The sequence below is a fragment of the Flavobacterium sp. IB48 genome (assembly GCF_016405855.1).
GTDB lineage: Bacteria > Bacteroidota > Bacteroidia > Flavobacteriales > Flavobacteriaceae > Flavobacterium > Flavobacterium ginsengisoli.
This window is the reverse complement of record NZ_JAEFCA010000003.1, coordinates 120,253-137,338: the sequence shown is the minus strand read 5'-3', so window position 1 is coordinate 137,338 and position 17,086 is coordinate 120,253. Positions and strand designations below refer to the sequence as shown.

Sequence of the window (17,086 nt, the reverse complement as noted above, 5' to 3'; positions counted from 1 at the left end):
TTGTTATTTGGTTTTTGCCTCATGTAGCGCATTATGAACCTGGCAATTTTTGTTGCCAGGTTTTTTTATCGGTAAAATAATTCCTTATTTAAGCTTCCAAATAAGGATCTAAAACTTCTGCAAGTTGATTAAGCCAATAAAAATTATCATCGATATTCTTTATTCCCGATTCTATCGTTTCGCATTTTCTCATTACTGATAAAGAAAGCACATTATTTACTTCGCGTATCATTTTTGCCATTTCCTTACAATCAATTTTGTCTGTAAAGAAATCGATTAACCTTGCTTTAATTTCATCTGAATGATTATTTGTAGTCATTGTCTTGTTTTTTTTAGCAAATCTAAAGAATTACTATTTTTATTATGACACAAATTTGTTTCATAATGGAAGATTTTTGAGAACGAATCTTCTAAATCTGCAGAGTCTGCGAGAAACCCTTTGCGAACTTTGCGCATTCCTTCGCTCCCGATAGCTATCGGGATTGCGGTTAAAAAACTTTCACTATTTTTGAGATCAAATACAATTGATTTAGAATCTATGCAGAAATTCATTAGCTTAATTACACTACTTTTTATTTTTACAATAAGTAAAGCTCAAAACAAATTCGGAAATCCAGAAGTTGATCCCACTCAAATTCAAAAAACTTACCCAGAATGGGCAGCTTATCAGAATAAAAAAATAATGCTTTCTAGAGACTTTATCGCTTTAGACGCATCTTCAAAAGAAATTACTAAAGAATCTTTTTTAGATCAATTGGCAAATGGAAATTTCATTCCAGTTCGATTAAAATCAGAAGAAAGTGTATATGTCTATAAGCTTTTCAAAATCCTGCCAAAAACAGATACAAGCATAAAAGCAACCATCAATCAAATTGGTTTTGATGCTTATAAAAACTATAAAATGGAAGGAACCGCTTTTCCGCAATTCTCATTCAAAGATTTAGACGGAAATCTGGTAACCAACGAATCCATGAAAGGAAAAATCATTGTGATTAAATGCTGGTACATTCACTGCACGCCATGCATTAGAGAATTTCCGCAAGTGAACAAATTAGTCGAAGAATATAAAGACAGGAAAGATATCGTTTTTATGAGTTTAGCCGAAGATTTAGCAGAACAATTAAAAACATTCTTAGCAAGAAAACCTCTTTCATATTCTGTAATTCCAGACATGAAAGTCTATATGAATGAATCTCTGCAATTGAATTCTTTTCCAACACATTTTATTCTAAACAAAGAAGGAATGATTGCAAAAGTGCTTCCTAATTTTGAAAGTTTAGAAGTGGCGCTTGCGAAAGAAAGTAAAATGTAAAGTTTTAATTAATCTCGCAAAGTCGCGAAGTCGCAAAGTTTTATGGCAAAGTAACCTCATTTTTGTCATTTCGACTGAAAGGAGAAATCGCACTAGTTAGTCGACAAAGTAACCTCATTTTTTGTCATTTCGAGGAACGAGAAATCTCCACAAGAAACTCTACAAAGATTGGTTTTTTGTTGCGGAGCTACTCGCGAAGATTTCTCGTTCCTCGAAATGACAAGATTACGCAGTAATCACCTTCAAAAAACAAAACTTTGCGCCTTCGCGACTTTGCGAGAACCGCTCATCAGCATAAAAAACCTTAGCACCTTAGCATCTTTGCAACTTAGAACCTTTTTCACTACTTTTGCACCAAATTAATTAAAAAGACATTCATGTTAACAGTCAATAATTTATCAGTTCAGTTTGGTAAAAGAATTTTATTCGACGAAGTAAATACTACGTTTACTCACGGAAATATTTACGGCGTTATTGGAGCAAATGGTGCAGGAAAATCTACTTTCTTAAAAGTAATTTCGGGCGATATTGATCCAACTTCAGGGCACATTCATTTAGAGCCAGGAAAACGTATGTCGGTTTTAAACCAGAACCACAACATGTTCGACGAGCATACTGTTTTGGAAACCGTTTTAATGGGAAATAAAGTTCTGTACGCTGTTAAAAAAGAAATGGATGAACTTTATTTAGATTATAATGATGCCAATGCAGACAGAATAGGAGAGTTACAAGTTCAGTTTGAAGAAATGAACGGATGGAATGCCGATTCTGACGCTGCAGCAATGTTATCTAACTTAGGAATCACAGAAGCAGATCATTATACTTTAATGGCTGACATGGAAGGAAAAATGAAAGTACGTGTGCTTTTGGCGCAGGCACTTTTTGGAAATCCTGATTTGCTGATTATGGATGAGCCTACCAACGATTTGGATTTTGAGACAATCGCTTGGTTAGAAAACTTCTTGGCAAACTACGAAAACACTGTAATTGTGGTATCTCACGACCGTCACTTTTTAGATGCGGTTTGTACACATATTTCTGATATTGATTTTGGAAAAATCAATCACTATTCAGGAAACTATACGTTCTGGTATGAGTCTAGCCAATTAGCGGCGAAACAACGTGCACAGCAAAACAAAAAAGCAGAAGAGAAGAAACAAGAGTTGGAAGAATTTATTCGTCGTTTTAGTGCAAACGTGGCGAAATCGAAACAAGCTACTTCTCGTAAAAAAATGATTTCTAAATTAAATATTTCAGAAATTAAACCATCTAGCCGTCGTTATCCTGCGATTATCTTCGATCAGGATCGTGAAGCAGGAGATCAGATTTTGAATGTAGAAAACTTAGCGGCTTCTGTAGACGGAGAAGTTTTATTCAAAGATATTAACCTGAATATGGCAAAAGGCGATAAAATCGTTCTTTTCTCTAAAGATTCACGTGCAACAACTGCTTTCTATGAAATCTTAAACGGTGAGCAAAAAGCAGATGCTGGAAATTTTGATTGGGGAATTACAACCAACCAAGCGTATTTACCAGCTGAAAATCACAAATATTTCGAAAATGATTTAAGTTTAGTTGACTGGTTACGTCAATACGCTAAAACAGAAGAAGAACGTGATGAGGTTTTCATTAGAGGTTTCTTAGGAAAAATGATTTTCTCTGGAGAAGAAGCTCTTAAAACGTCTAGAGTTTTGTCTGGAGGAGAAAAAGTACGTTGTATGTTGTCTAGAATGATGATGGAGCGTGCTAACGTTTTAATGCTAGACGAACCAACAAACCACTTAGATTTGGAGTCTATTACAGCTTTCAATAACTCATTGAAAAACTTTAAAGGTTCTGTAATCTTTACAACGCATGACCACGAGTTCGCGCAAACTGTTGGTAACAGAATCGTAGAATTGACACCAAACGGAGTTATCGATCGTTACATGACATTTGACGAATATCTTGATGATGAAAAAATTCAAGAACAAAGAAAGAAGATGTACAATCTTTAATAAAAACAAAAATCCCGTTATGAAAATAACGGGATTTTTTTATGTCTTATTTACTGCCGAACATTTTAGCAAAAATCCAGATAATAATCGCAACAATAAAAATTACGATAAAAATCCCGAATCCCATTCCGGCTTTAAAAATGTCTCCAATAACTTCACAGCTTGTAAATGAAAACAGTATTACAAATACCATTAACAATCTTAATATTTTATTTTGCATGATTCTGATGTTTTAAATTGATACTTAAAATTACTTCAGGAATCAGGAAAATGTGTTATAGAATTTTTTGGAAATGTTTTAGGATTTAGAGATAATTTTGAATTGACTATTCTTTTTTCTTCGCAATTATTACAGTATGAATTTCTATATCTTCGCCTTTTGGATAATTTATGTTAAATAATTCAATAACTTTAAAGTTATTTATGAAAAGTTGCTTACTTACATCTTCTAATGTATGGTAATAAAAATATGTGCGATCACCTGTACTTCCAGAAATAAAACCAGATTCGGACGGTTTTCCCTGAACAAAACTTAAGTATAAAACGCCACTGCTATAAAGTATTTTCTCGAAATCAATTATTAATTGAGAACAATCTTCTTCAGATAAATAAGGCAAACAGAAGCCGCACATAATGGCATCAAATTTTTGATTTAATGTGGTAAGTTCTCTCGTATCCATTACTTCAAAGTTAGCTGAGGGATTGTTTGCTTTTGCTAACTCAATCATTTTTGGAGCAATGTCAATACCTGTAATTCTTAAGTTAGGATTTTTGGATAACAAATATTTTGTAATGTTTCCTGGCCCGCAACCAATTTCAAATAAGTTTACTTGTTCTTGTTTTAGAATGTTGCAAAAAAAGTCATAAGTCTCATCGTATAAGCTTAAATTCATAAACTTATCTTCATAGAGATTGGCAATTTTATTCCACGTTTCAAAAGTTTCTTTGTATTTGTCCATAGATCCTATTAATATTTCTGTTTACACTTGCCCTCTTCTCGGAGGTTCAGGTTTCCAAGGTGGGACAACAACTTCTTTATGAAAATTTATGTATGTCTTGTTTGAGTGCAATTTTACTTCAACTCGATACGTTTGCGGTCCTAAATCGACAGTGTCAATTTTCATTTCAAAGTTTCCGTTTAAAGCTTTTTCTTTCGACGTTAATATTATATCATTATTACCCTTATTGTCTTTTTTTATAGTAAATCTTGCACTTGTTTCTATATCAAATGTTGAAATATCTATGGAGTTGCCTAGATTGCTTATTAGAATTTGATTTGCACCCTCAAAATCATTTAAAACGTTATCTGTCATAAAGTTTTTACCATCGATAACAACTTTAGTTGGAATCCAATTGCCTTCTAAATTAATTTGCTTAGAGTTCCATACAATAAAATAAATACCAAAACATATAAAGAGACCTATTAAGGTAAACTTGATAATTTGTGGTTTCCGTTTAGTGTTTGGCTGGTCTAGTGGAGCTGATCTACGAATAGATTTCTTTTGAGGCATTGTTTAACTTAATACGGTTAAGAATTTTCTTTAGCTAAAATATGATATTTAGCTAAGAATGATTTTGTAAAACAGGATTTGTTTCAATAAAAATATTTCCAACCCCAACACCCCAACAAATAAAATCAGATTCCGTATATTTGCGCAACCAAACATTACAATCACTTATGAGTCAAAAAGTATTACTTAATTCGAAAGAAGTTACTATCATACTCCATCGTTTGGCTTGTCAGTTAATCGAAAAACATCTTGATTTCTCTGAAACAATTTTGGTGGGAATTCAGCCGAGAGGTGTTTTTTTAGCTGAACGTTTAAAACAAATATTAGAAAACGAATACAAGGTTCCTGAAATTTCTTTAGGATATCTGGACATCACTTTTTTTAGAGATGATTTCCGTCGTACTGATAAACCGCTTGAAGCCAATAAAACCCAAATCAATTTTATAGTCGAAGACAAAAAAGTCATTTTTATCGATGATGTTTTGTTTACTGGACGTAGCATTCGTTCTGCCTTAACTGCCATTCAATCTTTTGGGAGACCTTCAGAAATTGAATTATTGGTTTTAATAGACAGACGTTTCAGCCGTCATTTGCCAATTCAACCCGATTATAGAGGTCGTCAAGTAGATGCTATTAATGGTGAAAAAGTAATTGTAAGCTGGAAAGAAAATGATGGTGAAGATGTTGTTCATCTAGTGACAAATTAGTTTAATCGGTTAACCGGTTAATTGTTTAATCGGAGAAACTCAATGATTAGACAATTAAAAATATAAAAAGTTGAACCGTTAAATCGGTTAACTGTTTAATCGCAAAGCAAACGATTAAACGATTAAACAAATAAACAGTTAAACATTAAACATGAAAGAATTAAGCGTAAATCATTTATTAGGAATAAAATATATCAATGAGAATGATATTAACCTGATTTTTGAAACGGCAGATCATTTTAAAGAAGTCATTAACAGACCGATTAAAAAAGTTCCTTCATTACGAGATATTACCATTGCCAATATTTTTTTCGAAAATAGTACCAGAACCAAACTCTCTTTCGAATTAGCGCAGAAACGCTTATCTGCTGATGTAATCAGTTTTTCTGCAGCTCAGTCATCGGTTAAAAAAGGAGAGACTTTGATTGATACTGTAAATAATATCCTTTCGATGAAAGTAGATATGGTTGTAATGCGCCACTCTAATCCCGGAGCGGCTTATTTTTTATCTAAAAATGTAAAAGCAAGTATCGTAAACGCTGGAGACGGAGCACATGAACATCCAACTCAGGCTTTATTAGACAGTTATTCGATTAGAGAAAAACTAGGCGATGTTGCGGGGAAAAAAGTAGTTATTGTAGGTGATATTCTGCACTCGCGTGTAGCGCTTTCAAACATATATGCTTTGCAGATGCAAGGTGCAGAAGTAAAAGTTTGCGGACCAAAAACATTGATTCCAAGATATATTGAATCGCTTGGTGTTACAGTTGAACCAAACTTAAGAAAAGCCTTAGAATGGTGTGACGTTGCGAATATGCTACGTGTACAAAACGAACGTATGGATGTGAATTTCTTTCCATCAACACGTGAATACGCACAACAATATGGAGTGGATAAACCGCTTTTGGATTCGCTAGGAAAAGAAATCGTAATCATGCACCCAGGACCAATCAATAGAGGAGTAGAGATTACTTCTGAAGTAGCCGATTCTGATCATTCTGTGATATTAAATCAGGTGGAGAATGGAGTTGCGATTAGAATGGCGGTTATTTATTTGCTAGCATCTAAGATTCAATAGTTATATTGAGAAGTATACTTAAGATATTATGCCTATTAATTGGTTTTATAGCTAAAGCTCAGGATGTTGATAATATAAAAATAGATACTATTTATAATAATTTATTAAATCGAACACCTAAAAATTTTAAGGTAGACGAAGTTTCTAAACCAGAAAATAGATTTTTTAAATTGAATTTGAATACTATTGGAGGATTAGAAAGTATTTATCAGTTTCAAAATGAATTAAAACCTAATGCGACTGAAATTGTTTGGCTTAATAAACAAATAGATCAAATTGCTTTGGCATTTTATTTAGAAGAAAAACCAATCCTGATTCGAAAAGTTGGTGGGATTGATGGATGTCCGACTGAGAATGTTTATAACGAAATTATAAGGGGAAAAAACGTAACGATCTTAAACTTTTGTTTTACTTGTTCTGGTGCAGGGAAATTAGAAGAATTTATTAAAATTTTTAATAATAGAACAAATTCCTTATTGAAGTAATCTTAATTGCATAATATTGTTTTTTACAACAGTTATGGCGCTCAGCTTGTGAAACCTGAAACCAAAAAATAAAAAAACTTCGTACCTTAGCTGTCAGAAAATCAATTTTTATATAAGCCCCCATAAATTAAAAAATGAAAGTAGATCAAAAAGGACATACCGTTACGATTAAAGATACTCAAGGAGATGTAAATGCTTTCTTGGAAAAAGTAACGCAACAATTTAAAACCTTTGAAAAACAAAATATTATAATCGATTTATCATCAGATTCTAATATTTCAGAAAATGATTTAAAAGCTTTTTTACCGCTTTCTAAGATTCAGAAAAAAGCAAAAAAATCGTTTGTAATTGTAGCTACCGATCTTGATTTTAACGCTATTTCAGATAAATTGGCTGTAGTTCCTTCTCTTTTAGAAGCTCACGATATTATCGAAATGGAAGAAATCGAACGTGATTTAGGATTTTAATATTGGTTTAATTGTTTATTCGTTTAACTGTTTAATCGATTTGATTTAATTTTAAGCCGATTAAACGATTTACCAAATAAACGAATAAACAATAAAATTGAAACTAACTATACTTGGCTGTTATGCCGCAACTCCGAGAACACTTACTAATCCGACTTCGCAGGTTCTAGAAATTAGAAATCGATTGTTTTTAATTGACTGTGGTGAAGGAACTCAGGTACAGCTTCGCAAAAACAAGATTAAATTCTCAAAAATTAATCACATTTTTATCTCGCATCTTCATGGAGATCATTTGTATGGATTAATAGGAACTATTTCGACTTTTTCGCTTTTAGGTAGAACTACAGATTTACATATTTATGGTCCGAAAGGAATTAAAGAATTAATTCTTATTCAATTAAAACTGACTGAATCTTGGACAACGTATTCTTTGTTTTTTCACGAATTAGAATCGAAAGAAAGTGAAGTTGTTTTTGAAGATAAAAAGGTCATTGTGAAAACAATTCCGCTAAAGCATCGTGTTTATACAAATGGATATCTTTTTCAGGAAAAACCAGATGAAAGAAAACTAGATGTTGAAGCAGTTCAGCGTTATGATATTCATGTTGCTTATTATCAGAAAATAAAAAATGGCGGAGATATTACGCTTGATGACGGAACAGTAATTGAAAATGAAAAACTTACTTTTGATCCGCCGCCAGCAAAAAGTTATGCTTTCTGTTCTGATACAGTTTACAATGAAGAGATAATTCCGATTATACAGAATACAGATATTTTATATCACGAATCTACGTTTTTAGAGTCGGAAGCAAGATTGGCCGAAAAAACACTGCATTCGACAGCAAAAGAAGCAGCAAATATTGCTTTAAAGGCCAATGTGAAACAGCTTATTTTAGGTCATTATTCAACGCGTTATGATGGTCTAGAGCCATTTAAAAAAGAAGCAGAAGAGGTTTTTCCAAATGTGCTTTTGGCTGATGATGGAGTTAGTTTTGAGTTTTAATCTAAGGTTCTGAGATGCTGAGGTTCTAAGGGACTAAGTTTTGCTGTATTTGCTTCAAGTTTAAGTTGATGGAATCTTAATATATGATTGTCACACTGAGCGAAGTCGAAGTGCTTTTTTTGAGTAGAACTTGCTTTGTAGTTGTGGGCTTCGACTTCGCTCAGCCTGACAAACTTCAAACCTGAAACTTGAAACCTGAAACCTGAAACAAAAATCTAAAGTCAATAATCTAAAATAACAAATCATGAACGATTTAAGTAATTATAGAAAATCTTACGAGAAGAGTGAATTATTAGAAAGTAATATTCCAGAAGATCCGATTAATCTTTTTAACCGATGGTTTCATGAGGTGGAAGATTTTGGTGGAAGCGGAGAGGTGAATGCCATGACAGTTTCGACAATTGGATTGGATGGTTTTCCGAAATCGCGTGTTGTTTTATTGAAGAAATTTTCTGAGGAAGGTTTTATATTTTATACCAATTACAATTCGGAAAAAGGGAAAGCAATAGAAGCTAATCCAAATGTTTGTTTGTCTTTTTTTTGGCAGGAAGCAGAACGTCAGGTAATTATTAAAGGAATTGCCCAGAAAACATCTGAGATTGTTTCTGATAATTATTTTGATTCACGTCCTGACGGAAGTAAGCTAGGCGCTATAGTTTCGCACCAAAGTGAAGTTATTCCGTCGAGAACTTTTTTAGAAGAAAACTTAAAAAAAATAGAAACTGAATTTGAAGGTAAAACTATCCCTAGACCTGAAAATTGGGGAGGTTATATTGTAACTCCACTTCAAGTTGAATTCTGGCAAGGAAGACCTAATAGGCTTCACGATAGAATTAGATATACAAGTCAGTCTGATTTTTCGTGGAAAATTGAGCGACTATCTTCTTAGTTGTAAGAAAATACTTTTTTAAATAAAAATTATATGCATTTCATCGATTAATTTTGTAGTTTAACGGTAATTTGAATACGTTTGGTATAGAAAAAGCAAACGATATTTTATTCAAAGATAAATTTAAAGGATTTGCCCCAACATTTACTTTAAACCGCTAAAATGCTGATGATTATGAAAAAGATTATGCGCACCATGTTGTTCATTGCGATTTTGTTCGCAATGAACGCATGTTCTGCTGATAACGCCGAAGCAAGCTTGGATACCACTCCAACAGAAGCTCTTGTTGTAAACTACACTTATAACGATACCGAAATAGAAACTATGAAGCTAATAAACGAATACCGTGTGAGTGTTGGTTTAAATGCTTTAGAGAGAATTAATCATATATCTTTTAAATGTGAAGAGCATAATAAGTATATGATTGAAAACAATGTTGTAGATCATAATGATTTTGTTGCTAGATCTAGTAATATGACTAGTATACTAGGAGCTAAAAAAGTAGGAGAGAATGTAGCCTACAATTATAAAACTGCAGAAGCGGCTGTACGAGCTTGGCTTGACAGTCCTGGACACAAAGAAAATATAGTAGGCGATTATACCCATTTTGGATTATCTGTAACAACAGATCCTGCTACGGGAAAAAAATATTACACTAACATATTTGTTAAGATTTAAAAGTTTATTGAACAGGTTGGTTTTTTAGAGGTCGTTGTAATTCATAGAATTGCAACGACTTTTTAAATAAAAAAAGCTGCCATATCGGCAGCTTTTTTGTTGATCTATTTTTAATATTACAAGGCTGTAATAATGAATTCGCTTCGTCTGTTTGCTTGATGTTCTGCTTCTGTACATGGAACTCCGTCTGAACATTTATTTACAAGTTGATTTTCTCCGTATCCTTTTCCAGTCAATCGGTTAGGAGCGATTCCGTTTTTAACTAACCATTGAATAGTCGATTTCGCTCTGCGGTCAGATAAAGCTTCGTTATACTGATGCGAAGCTCTACTGTCTGTATGCGAACGGATATCTAGTTTCATTGTTGGATAATCATTCAGAACAACCAATATTTTTTCTAGATCTAAGGCAGCTTCGGTTCTAATATTAGATTTATCCAAGTCGAAATAAATCATCTTGATGCCAAAGCATTTTCCTAAATCGTCGCCTACAGTAACCTTACAAGTTGATTTTTCCAATGCAATCGGTAGACTAGTTTTTCCGCTTGTTTTATCTATAGTAACAGGTAGCTCTTTTGTGGCATATTCTGGTTTTTCGGCTCTTACATAATAGGTTTTCCCGCATTCTACAGAAAAACTGTATTTACCAGACGCGTCTGCAACACCAGAATTTTTGAGATTCATTTGGTCATCATATAAAGTAAGCTTGGCTCCAGGAAGAGCAATTCCTGTTTCAGCATCGGTTACTGTTCCATACAATTCCTGAATACATCTTAATCTTCTGGTTTCTAGAAATCCGTAAATATCATCAGACCCTTGTCCTCCGTCTTTATTAGAGGAGAAAAAACCTCTTCTTGTTTCGGGATCAATAATATACGCAAAGTCATCTTTTGGAGAATTGACATCAGCTCCAACGTTTTGTATATTACTTATTTTTCCGTTATTGTCAATATTGGCAACAAATACATCTAAACCTCCAAGTCCTGGATGCCCGTCTGAAGCAAAGTAAATTTCATTTTCAGAAGTTAGATACGGAAAAGTTTCTTTTCCTTCTGTATTAATTGTATTTCCGAGATTTTCTGGTGTACCATAACCTCCATTTGGATTTATGCTGACTTTATACAAATCTGACTGTCCAATTGATCCTGGCATATCAGAAGCAAAATACAGTGTTTTTTCGTCTGGACTCAAAGCAGGATGAGCCGTACTGTAATTATCACTATTAAAAGGAAGTTCCGCAATGTTAGTCCATTTATTATCTGGTCCAAGTTCTGCTTTGTAAAGTTTGATTAAAGTGATCTTATTTTCATCCTTTCCTTTCTTTCCGTTGATATAATTATTTCTAGTGAAATAAACCGTTTTACCATCTCTAGTAAAAACTGGTGAAGCCTCATGGAATTTAGTATTAATGGCCGATTTAAATTTATTGACTTTTGATGTGCTTCCTGTTGCAGGATCTAGATCGGCATCATAAATATTAGTAAAATATTCTCCTGTCCATTTGTGTTTGCGTTGTGTGAAATTCCCTGTATCTCTTGCAGAAGCAAAATAAATTTTGTTGTTGTAGACAAATGATCCATAATCGGAGTACTTGCTATTGATGCCTGCATTTTCTATTTGGTACCTCCCAGAGTTTGCTTTAATCTGATCCAAATAGTTTATATCTTCTTTATAAAGCTTTCCTCTGCTGTCATTTTTTGATTTAGCATTAAACTCATCCAGAAGTTTATTTGCTTTAGCCATATCTCCGCTTGATTTTAGAGACTGTGCGTATCTAAAATAGTATTCTGGCTCAACATCTGTATTCATTGCAAATAATTCGCCATACCATTTTGCGGCATTCTGAAAATCTGAATTAAAATAATAGGCGTTACCTAGTTTTTTAAACATGTCTTCAGACTTATAGCCTTTATTAGCAACTTTTTCATAAGTTTTAATGGCATCAACATAGGCATAACTGTCATATTTCTTGTCTCCAGAATTGACTTTTGCCTGTTGCGCATAAGTGCTAAATGAAAAAGCGCCTATAATTGTAACGAAAAGTATTGTATAGTTTTTCATGATACCTTATTTTTAGAAGAAACGAGGAGTTGTCATTTTGCCTTTGTTTGAGAAGAATTCATAACGCAAGAAGATTTCGTGCGAACCTGAATTGTAATTATTCAATTTGGTAGTTTCTCGATCATATCCGTAACCTAAATAAAGTCCGTCTGTAATTTGAAATCCAACCATAGCACTTAAAGAAGCGCTCCATCTGTAAGCTGCACCAATCATAAATTTATCATAGAACATAAAGTTGGCAGAGACATCTACTTGAAGAGGTGCTCCTTCGACCATTTTAGTCAAAAGTGCAGGTTTAAATTTTATGTATTGATATTTATCAAGATCGAATACGTAACCTCCAATTAAATAATAATTGATTTTGTCTTTATAAATTGCTACATCGTTATCATTGTAACGATTAGTTTCAATAAAGTTTGGAACAGACAAACCAATGTATGCTTTATCAGAGTGCCAATAAACCCCAGCTCCAACATTAGGACTGAATTTATTATTTAAATCCTGAAATTGAGGATCTCCTTGATCTGCAGGATTTAATTTGTTTACATCTAAGTTGAAGATATTTGCGGTTCCTTTAATACCAAATGAAAGTTTAAAATCTGCAGATGTCTGAATTGTATAAGATAGGTCTACAGAAATGTTGTTCTCATTTGTTGGGCCAATTTTGTCGTTAACCAACGATGCTCCTATACCTAATTTGCTATTATTTATTGGTGTATTAATTGAGAAACTGCTTGTCTCTGGAGCTCCATCAAGGCCAACCCATTGGGTGCGGTACAGGCCGAATACACTAAATACTCCACGAGAACCTGCATATGCAGGATTTATGGTTATTGTATTGTACATATACTGTGTATACTGTGCATCTTGCTGTGCATACCCTGAACATGTAACTAACAGAATGACGAAGAAAAATAATTTTGTTCTCATAGTAGATTTTATTAATTTAATAATTACTATTGATTTTTTAAATCACTGAAAATCAATGTCGTATAAATCAAAATTAGTCAAAAAAATCATTTTTTTAAATACGCTGCAAATAACCTTTGCAGCGTATTTTAATTGTTATTTCGATAGATATAAGTACCCGTCTAATTTGTGATCTTGAGCATTGTTGTTTCCATCTAGAGATTTATAATTAATAATGTAAAAATAAGTTCCAGTTGGTAGTCCATCAGATTGCTTAACGGTTGTTCTTCCTCTTGAAGTTCCGTCGAAAGCATTTGTTGTATTATTGTAGTTTGTGGTTTCAAAAACTAAAACTCCCCAGCGATTATATATTTCAACAGAATTGGTTGGATAACAAGTTGTGTCATCAATATTATCAATTTTGAAGAAATCGTTTATATTGTCACCGTTTGGAGAAAATGCATTATGTACTAACACATCACCACAAGCTAAGACTTTACAATCATCATTGATTTCCATATTTAAAACTATATTTCTTGGACATCTTTCATCGGCTATTATATATTCGAAAGTGTAATTGCCCAATGCTAAACCAAACGGATTAAGAATACCACCCTGAAGGGCATTAGTATTGTTTCTATCTTGCCAAATTCCTGTTGAAGGAGTTCCTTCAGGAAGTAAGGTGCTTAGGTTAATCAATGTCGAATCATCGTTACATGCTGTGCCTCTTACTTCTACAACACCACTTGGAATTACTATAATGGTAACAGTTGCAGAATCACAATTATCTGGACTTGATTTATCACAAATTGTGTAACCGTAAGTATAAGTGCCAGCAGGTGTTAAGCTAGACACATTTACATTTCCAGAAGCATCAACAGTAATGTTTGGATCTGTTTTAGTGTTATTCCCTTCGGTAAGAAGCGTAAAGTTTACTAATTCTATCGTTACAGGTGTTCTTCCTTTTAAATCATTGCTGAAAATATTACCTACTAGTCCGAATGAATTACAACCGATATTGCTATAAGTATCATCATTCGCAATTATAGGAGAGATCACAATAACAGTCACAATAGCTGTATCACAGTTTCCAAAATCGGCCTTTTCGCAGATTTGATACGTTAATGTATAAGTGCCACCAGGCGTATTTGCTGCAACATTTATAGTTCCGTCAGGGCCTATTGATATTGAACCTGTTGGGTCGGGAACTGTTGTTGTAAGTGTTACGTCATTTATATTTACCGCAGAACCATTTAGTGTATCGTTGGTTAAAACGTTACCCACAGTAGTTTGTGTTGGGCTTGATATTATTGGTGCAGGATTATCATCATTGGCAACAATTGCAAATGTTGGTCTTGCAGTACAATAAGGATCTGCCGGTGGATAATTAACTGTTATAGTCTCACTCGGATTTACAGATAGCGTTACATTAGCGGTTGGACGTAATTTCTCAAATCCATCAGCGGCTTCAATCCATTTGTTGTTTTCAAAAACCCAACCTGGCCAATCAATTCCTTTTCCTTGATCATCTACTACCGCTCCAGGCCATAATACGCGACCACTTAATGGCAGATTGTTCATTGTTGTTACAACATTATTGTTGCTATCTGCCCAAGCAATAGTTACACCATTTACAGGAGTGAAGTTTACTGGTGTTACTACATAATCAATGTAAGGAACATCATTAACACAAATTGAGGTTGCAGTAACTGTCATTACAGGAGCTTCTATTGTAACGGTTACAGTTGCTGTGTCACAATTGTCTGTCTGATCAGCTTCGCAGATTTGATACACCATTGTTAATGTTCCTGCTGGAGCATTTGGCAATACATCTACTGAACCATCAGGGTTTAGTTTTAAAAACTCATTTGGTGTAACCGTTGTAATTATAACATCAGATGCTGTTATAGTATTTCCTTCTAATGTATCATTTGGTAATACATTCAATACATTGGTTGTTGTATGATTTACACCAGGAATTGGACCAGCAGAGTCATCATTTGCAACAATATCTTTGTATTCTTTACAGCTAATTCCGAAATCATTGTCTAAATGAACTAAATCTTCTGGAGTAATGGTTACAATGTATCCGCTGTCTGTTGTGGTTTTACAAACGGTATGCAATTGCATTTTGCCTGTTTTACCAGCAATATTTTTAGCAGATATAGACGGAAGTACTTTTACTAAACCAGTTAATCCTAAGTTTGCTGCCATAGTATCGAAATTCGCATCTCTAACCAATTTTATAGTATATTCTCCATAAGGATTTGCTATATCTGGACGGTTTCTCCAGAATCCTTCAATTCCAACAATTACTTCATCATGGTATCCGTTTGGACCATCAATAATTATATTTGCGTTCAATGCATTTCCGAAACCTCCAGCATTTAATTCTCCAACATTTTGAGGTCCGGTATAGCTTCCGTCTCCGTTAAGATCTATCCATTCCCATTGGCTATAATCAATGTTTCCATTTGAGTCTGGTATATTTTTAGTTACAATTCCATCATTGTTCGCATCATACCATTCATCCTGAATTCCGTTACTATTAGTGTCAAACCAAACGTAATCTCCAAGAACAGGAAGTTTTGAAGCTCCATATTCAAAATTATGGGTTTGTATTTTACAATCTTCTAGAGTAGTAAAGAATAAGCTAGAGTTAACAGGGTATAATTGATATGCACTATTCAAATTAGCGTCTTGCACTTGAACTAAGTAGCTTCCAGCAGGCATTCCAGAGAAACTATACATTCCGTCTGCGCCTGTAATGTGCATTTGTATTGGTCCTGTAGTAGTTCCTTGAGGAACTAAAGTAACAGGTACATTTGCGATTGGAGCGTTAGTATCTATATTGATAATCTGTCCAGAAATTTTTACAGTATACACAGGTTGTGTAATCACAACGGTAGCTGTAGCAGAACAAGTCTGATTTTCACCATTTATAGGTGCAGTTGCAGTAAGAGTATAAGTTCCTGCTGGTAAATTAGTATTGCCAACAACCTCATTTCTTTCATTAGTAATTACTACAGTTGAGCCTGCGCTGTTTGATATTGTAATTGAACCATCTGAACCGCCAAAACAGCTTGTGTTTGTTGCAATTCCGCTAACTGTAACTTTACGTTCAACTGTGAAAGTTTGAACCAATTCGGTTTTATTTCCTGCACAGTCGGTTAAAGTGTAAGTTCTTGTTAAGATATATGGTTCTCCATCACATCCATTTCCGCCATTGTTTGTATCGGTAACAGTGATATTTACAGTAGGGCTGCAATTATCGGCAGCATCTTTAATATCTGATGGATTTCCTACAGGTATTACATCTATACTAGCTAAGTTGGTTACACTTTCTGGAGCTGTTCCAGTTGGAGCAGTTTTATCTCGTACTGTGATAACTTGAACATGAGTAGTCGTATTGCCACCACAATCACTAATTTTCCAAGTACGAGTCAAGGTATAATTAGAAGGACATTCATTTTCAATACCTGATTTCGTTTCTGTATAAACTATTGGTAAGTCTCCATTGCAATTATCAGAAGTATGCATTTCTGCTGGTTCAGGAACTGCATCACATGATACTTCAATATCTAAAGGAAGAGTTCCAGTAAATAGTGGAGCAGTAGTGTCCTGAATTGTAATTATCTGAGTAAAAGTTTCTGATGTGTTGCCACAGTCGTCTTTTACAGTCCAAGTATTGGTATATGTTCCAGCATTTGAACAATTTTCAGAAGCCACAAACTGTCCGCTCGCTTTAGTGATGTTTGTGACATCAGCATCGCAAGAGTCAGAAGCGGTCGGGAATTTAGCCTGAGCGGCAGCCAGCCCTTCTGCATCGCTGCATTCTAAAGTTGCGTTTAAAGATTCAGCCGCAGTAGTCCATGTCGGAGCTGTGGTGTCTTGGATTGTGATGATTTGTGTGAAAGTTTCCGATTCATTTCCGCAGTCATCTTTTACGGTCCAAGTGTTTGTGTATGTTCCCGCGTTAGCGCATCCTTC

General features: G+C 34.1%; 16 protein-coding genes. 9 read left to right on the top strand and 7 right to left on the bottom strand.

From position 1 onward, the window contains the following. Positions 1–88 precede the first annotated feature (88 nt). Entirely contained in the window at positions 89–319 is a 231-nt protein-coding gene (locus JC605_RS11300) for a hypothetical protein (RefSeq protein ID WP_198856288.1), read from the bottom strand. A gap of 189 nt (positions 320–508) precedes the next feature. On the opposite strand from JC605_RS11300, the gene JC605_RS11295 reads away from it, so the two are divergent. Further along, positions 509–1,312 carry a TlpA disulfide reductase family protein gene (locus JC605_RS11295; protein WP_233074090.1) on the top strand — a complete coding sequence of 268 codons (804 nt, stop codon included), beginning with the start codon at positions 509–511 and terminating at the stop codon, positions 1,310–1,312. Between the two features lie 377 nt (positions 1,313–1,689). Then, complete coding sequence (locus JC605_RS11290) at positions 1,690–3,309, top strand: ABC-F family ATP-binding cassette domain-containing protein (RefSeq protein WP_198856287.1); 1,620 nt, start codon at positions 1,690–1,692, stop codon at positions 3,307–3,309. A 46-nt stretch (positions 3,310–3,355) separates the two neighbouring features. Here the strand turns inward: JC605_RS11290 and JC605_RS11285 are convergent, their stop codons facing one another. The 3 genes from JC605_RS11285 to JC605_RS11275 all read right to left on the bottom strand — a co-directional run bounded on the left by JC605_RS11285 (position 3,356) and on the right by JC605_RS11275 (position 4,820). Then, positions 3,356–3,529 (bottom strand): hypothetical protein, encoded by a 174-nt coding sequence (locus JC605_RS11285; RefSeq protein WP_198856286.1) that lies wholly within the window; start codon positions 3,527–3,529, stop codon positions 3,356–3,358. Between the two features lie 106 nt (positions 3,530–3,635). Next, complete coding sequence (locus JC605_RS11280) at positions 3,636–4,268, bottom strand: trans-aconitate 2-methyltransferase (protein ID WP_198856285.1); 633 nt, start codon at positions 4,266–4,268, stop codon at positions 3,636–3,638. Between the two features lie 21 nt (positions 4,269–4,289). Next, the gene (locus JC605_RS11275; protein WP_198856284.1) at positions 4,290–4,820 is read right to left on the bottom strand and encodes a hypothetical protein; all 531 of its coding nucleotides are present in this window, start codon (positions 4,818–4,820) and stop codon (positions 4,290–4,292) included. A 167-nt stretch (positions 4,821–4,987) separates the two neighbouring features. Here JC605_RS11275 and pyrR point away from each other — a divergent pair, with 167 nt between their 5' ends. The 7 genes from pyrR (at position 4,988) to JC605_RS11240 (ending at position 10,127) form a co-directional block, all read left to right on the top strand. Further along, positions 4,988–5,527 (top strand): bifunctional pyr operon transcriptional regulator/uracil phosphoribosyltransferase PyrR, encoded by a 540-nt coding sequence (gene pyrR / locus JC605_RS11270; RefSeq protein WP_008468864.1) that lies wholly within the window; start codon positions 4,988–4,990, stop codon positions 5,525–5,527. Positions 5,528–5,678: 151 nt separating this feature from the next. Beyond that, positions 5,679–6,605: an aspartate carbamoyltransferase catalytic subunit gene (locus JC605_RS11265; protein ID WP_029273654.1), complete on the top strand. Its 927-nt coding sequence runs from the start codon at positions 5,679–5,681 to the stop codon at positions 6,603–6,605. 5 nt (positions 6,606–6,610) lie between these two features. Next, positions 6,611–7,090 carry a hypothetical protein gene (locus JC605_RS11260; protein ID WP_198856283.1) on the top strand — a complete coding sequence of 160 codons (480 nt, stop codon included), beginning with the start codon at positions 6,611–6,613 and terminating at the stop codon, positions 7,088–7,090. Between the two features lie 134 nt (positions 7,091–7,224). Further along, a complete protein-coding gene (locus JC605_RS11255) occupies positions 7,225–7,557 on the top strand; it encodes a ribonuclease Z (protein ID WP_198856282.1) in 333 nt (110 codons plus the stop codon). A gap of 97 nt (positions 7,558–7,654) precedes the next feature. Next, positions 7,655–8,560: a ribonuclease Z gene (locus JC605_RS11250; RefSeq protein WP_198856281.1), complete on the top strand. Its 906-nt coding sequence runs from the start codon at positions 7,655–7,657 to the stop codon at positions 8,558–8,560. A 244-nt stretch (positions 8,561–8,804) separates the two neighbouring features. Continuing rightward, positions 8,805–9,449: a pyridoxamine 5'-phosphate oxidase gene (gene pdxH, locus JC605_RS11245; RefSeq protein ID WP_198856280.1), complete on the top strand. Its 645-nt coding sequence runs from the start codon at positions 8,805–8,807 to the stop codon at positions 9,447–9,449. Positions 9,450–9,623: 174 nt separating this feature from the next. Beyond that, positions 9,624–10,127 carry a CAP domain-containing protein gene (locus JC605_RS11240; RefSeq protein ID WP_198856279.1) on the top strand — a complete coding sequence of 168 codons (504 nt, stop codon included), beginning with the start codon at positions 9,624–9,626 and terminating at the stop codon, positions 10,125–10,127. A gap of 116 nt (positions 10,128–10,243) precedes the next feature. Here JC605_RS11240 and JC605_RS11235 read toward each other — a convergent pair whose 3' ends face one another. The 3 genes from JC605_RS11235 to JC605_RS11225 form a co-directional block, all read right to left on the bottom strand. Then, positions 10,244–12,187 (bottom strand): OmpA family protein, encoded by a 1,944-nt coding sequence (locus JC605_RS11235; protein WP_198856278.1) that lies wholly within the window; start codon positions 12,185–12,187, stop codon positions 10,244–10,246. 12 nt (positions 12,188–12,199) lie between these two features. After that, complete coding sequence (locus JC605_RS11230) at positions 12,200–13,117, bottom strand: type IX secretion system membrane protein PorP/SprF (protein ID WP_198856277.1); 918 nt, start codon at positions 13,115–13,117, stop codon at positions 12,200–12,202. Positions 13,118–13,252: 135 nt separating this feature from the next. Then, positions 13,253–17,086: gliding motility-associated C-terminal domain-containing protein (locus tag JC605_RS11225; protein ID WP_198856276.1), on the bottom strand; the 3,834-nt coding region annotated here is incomplete at its 5' end.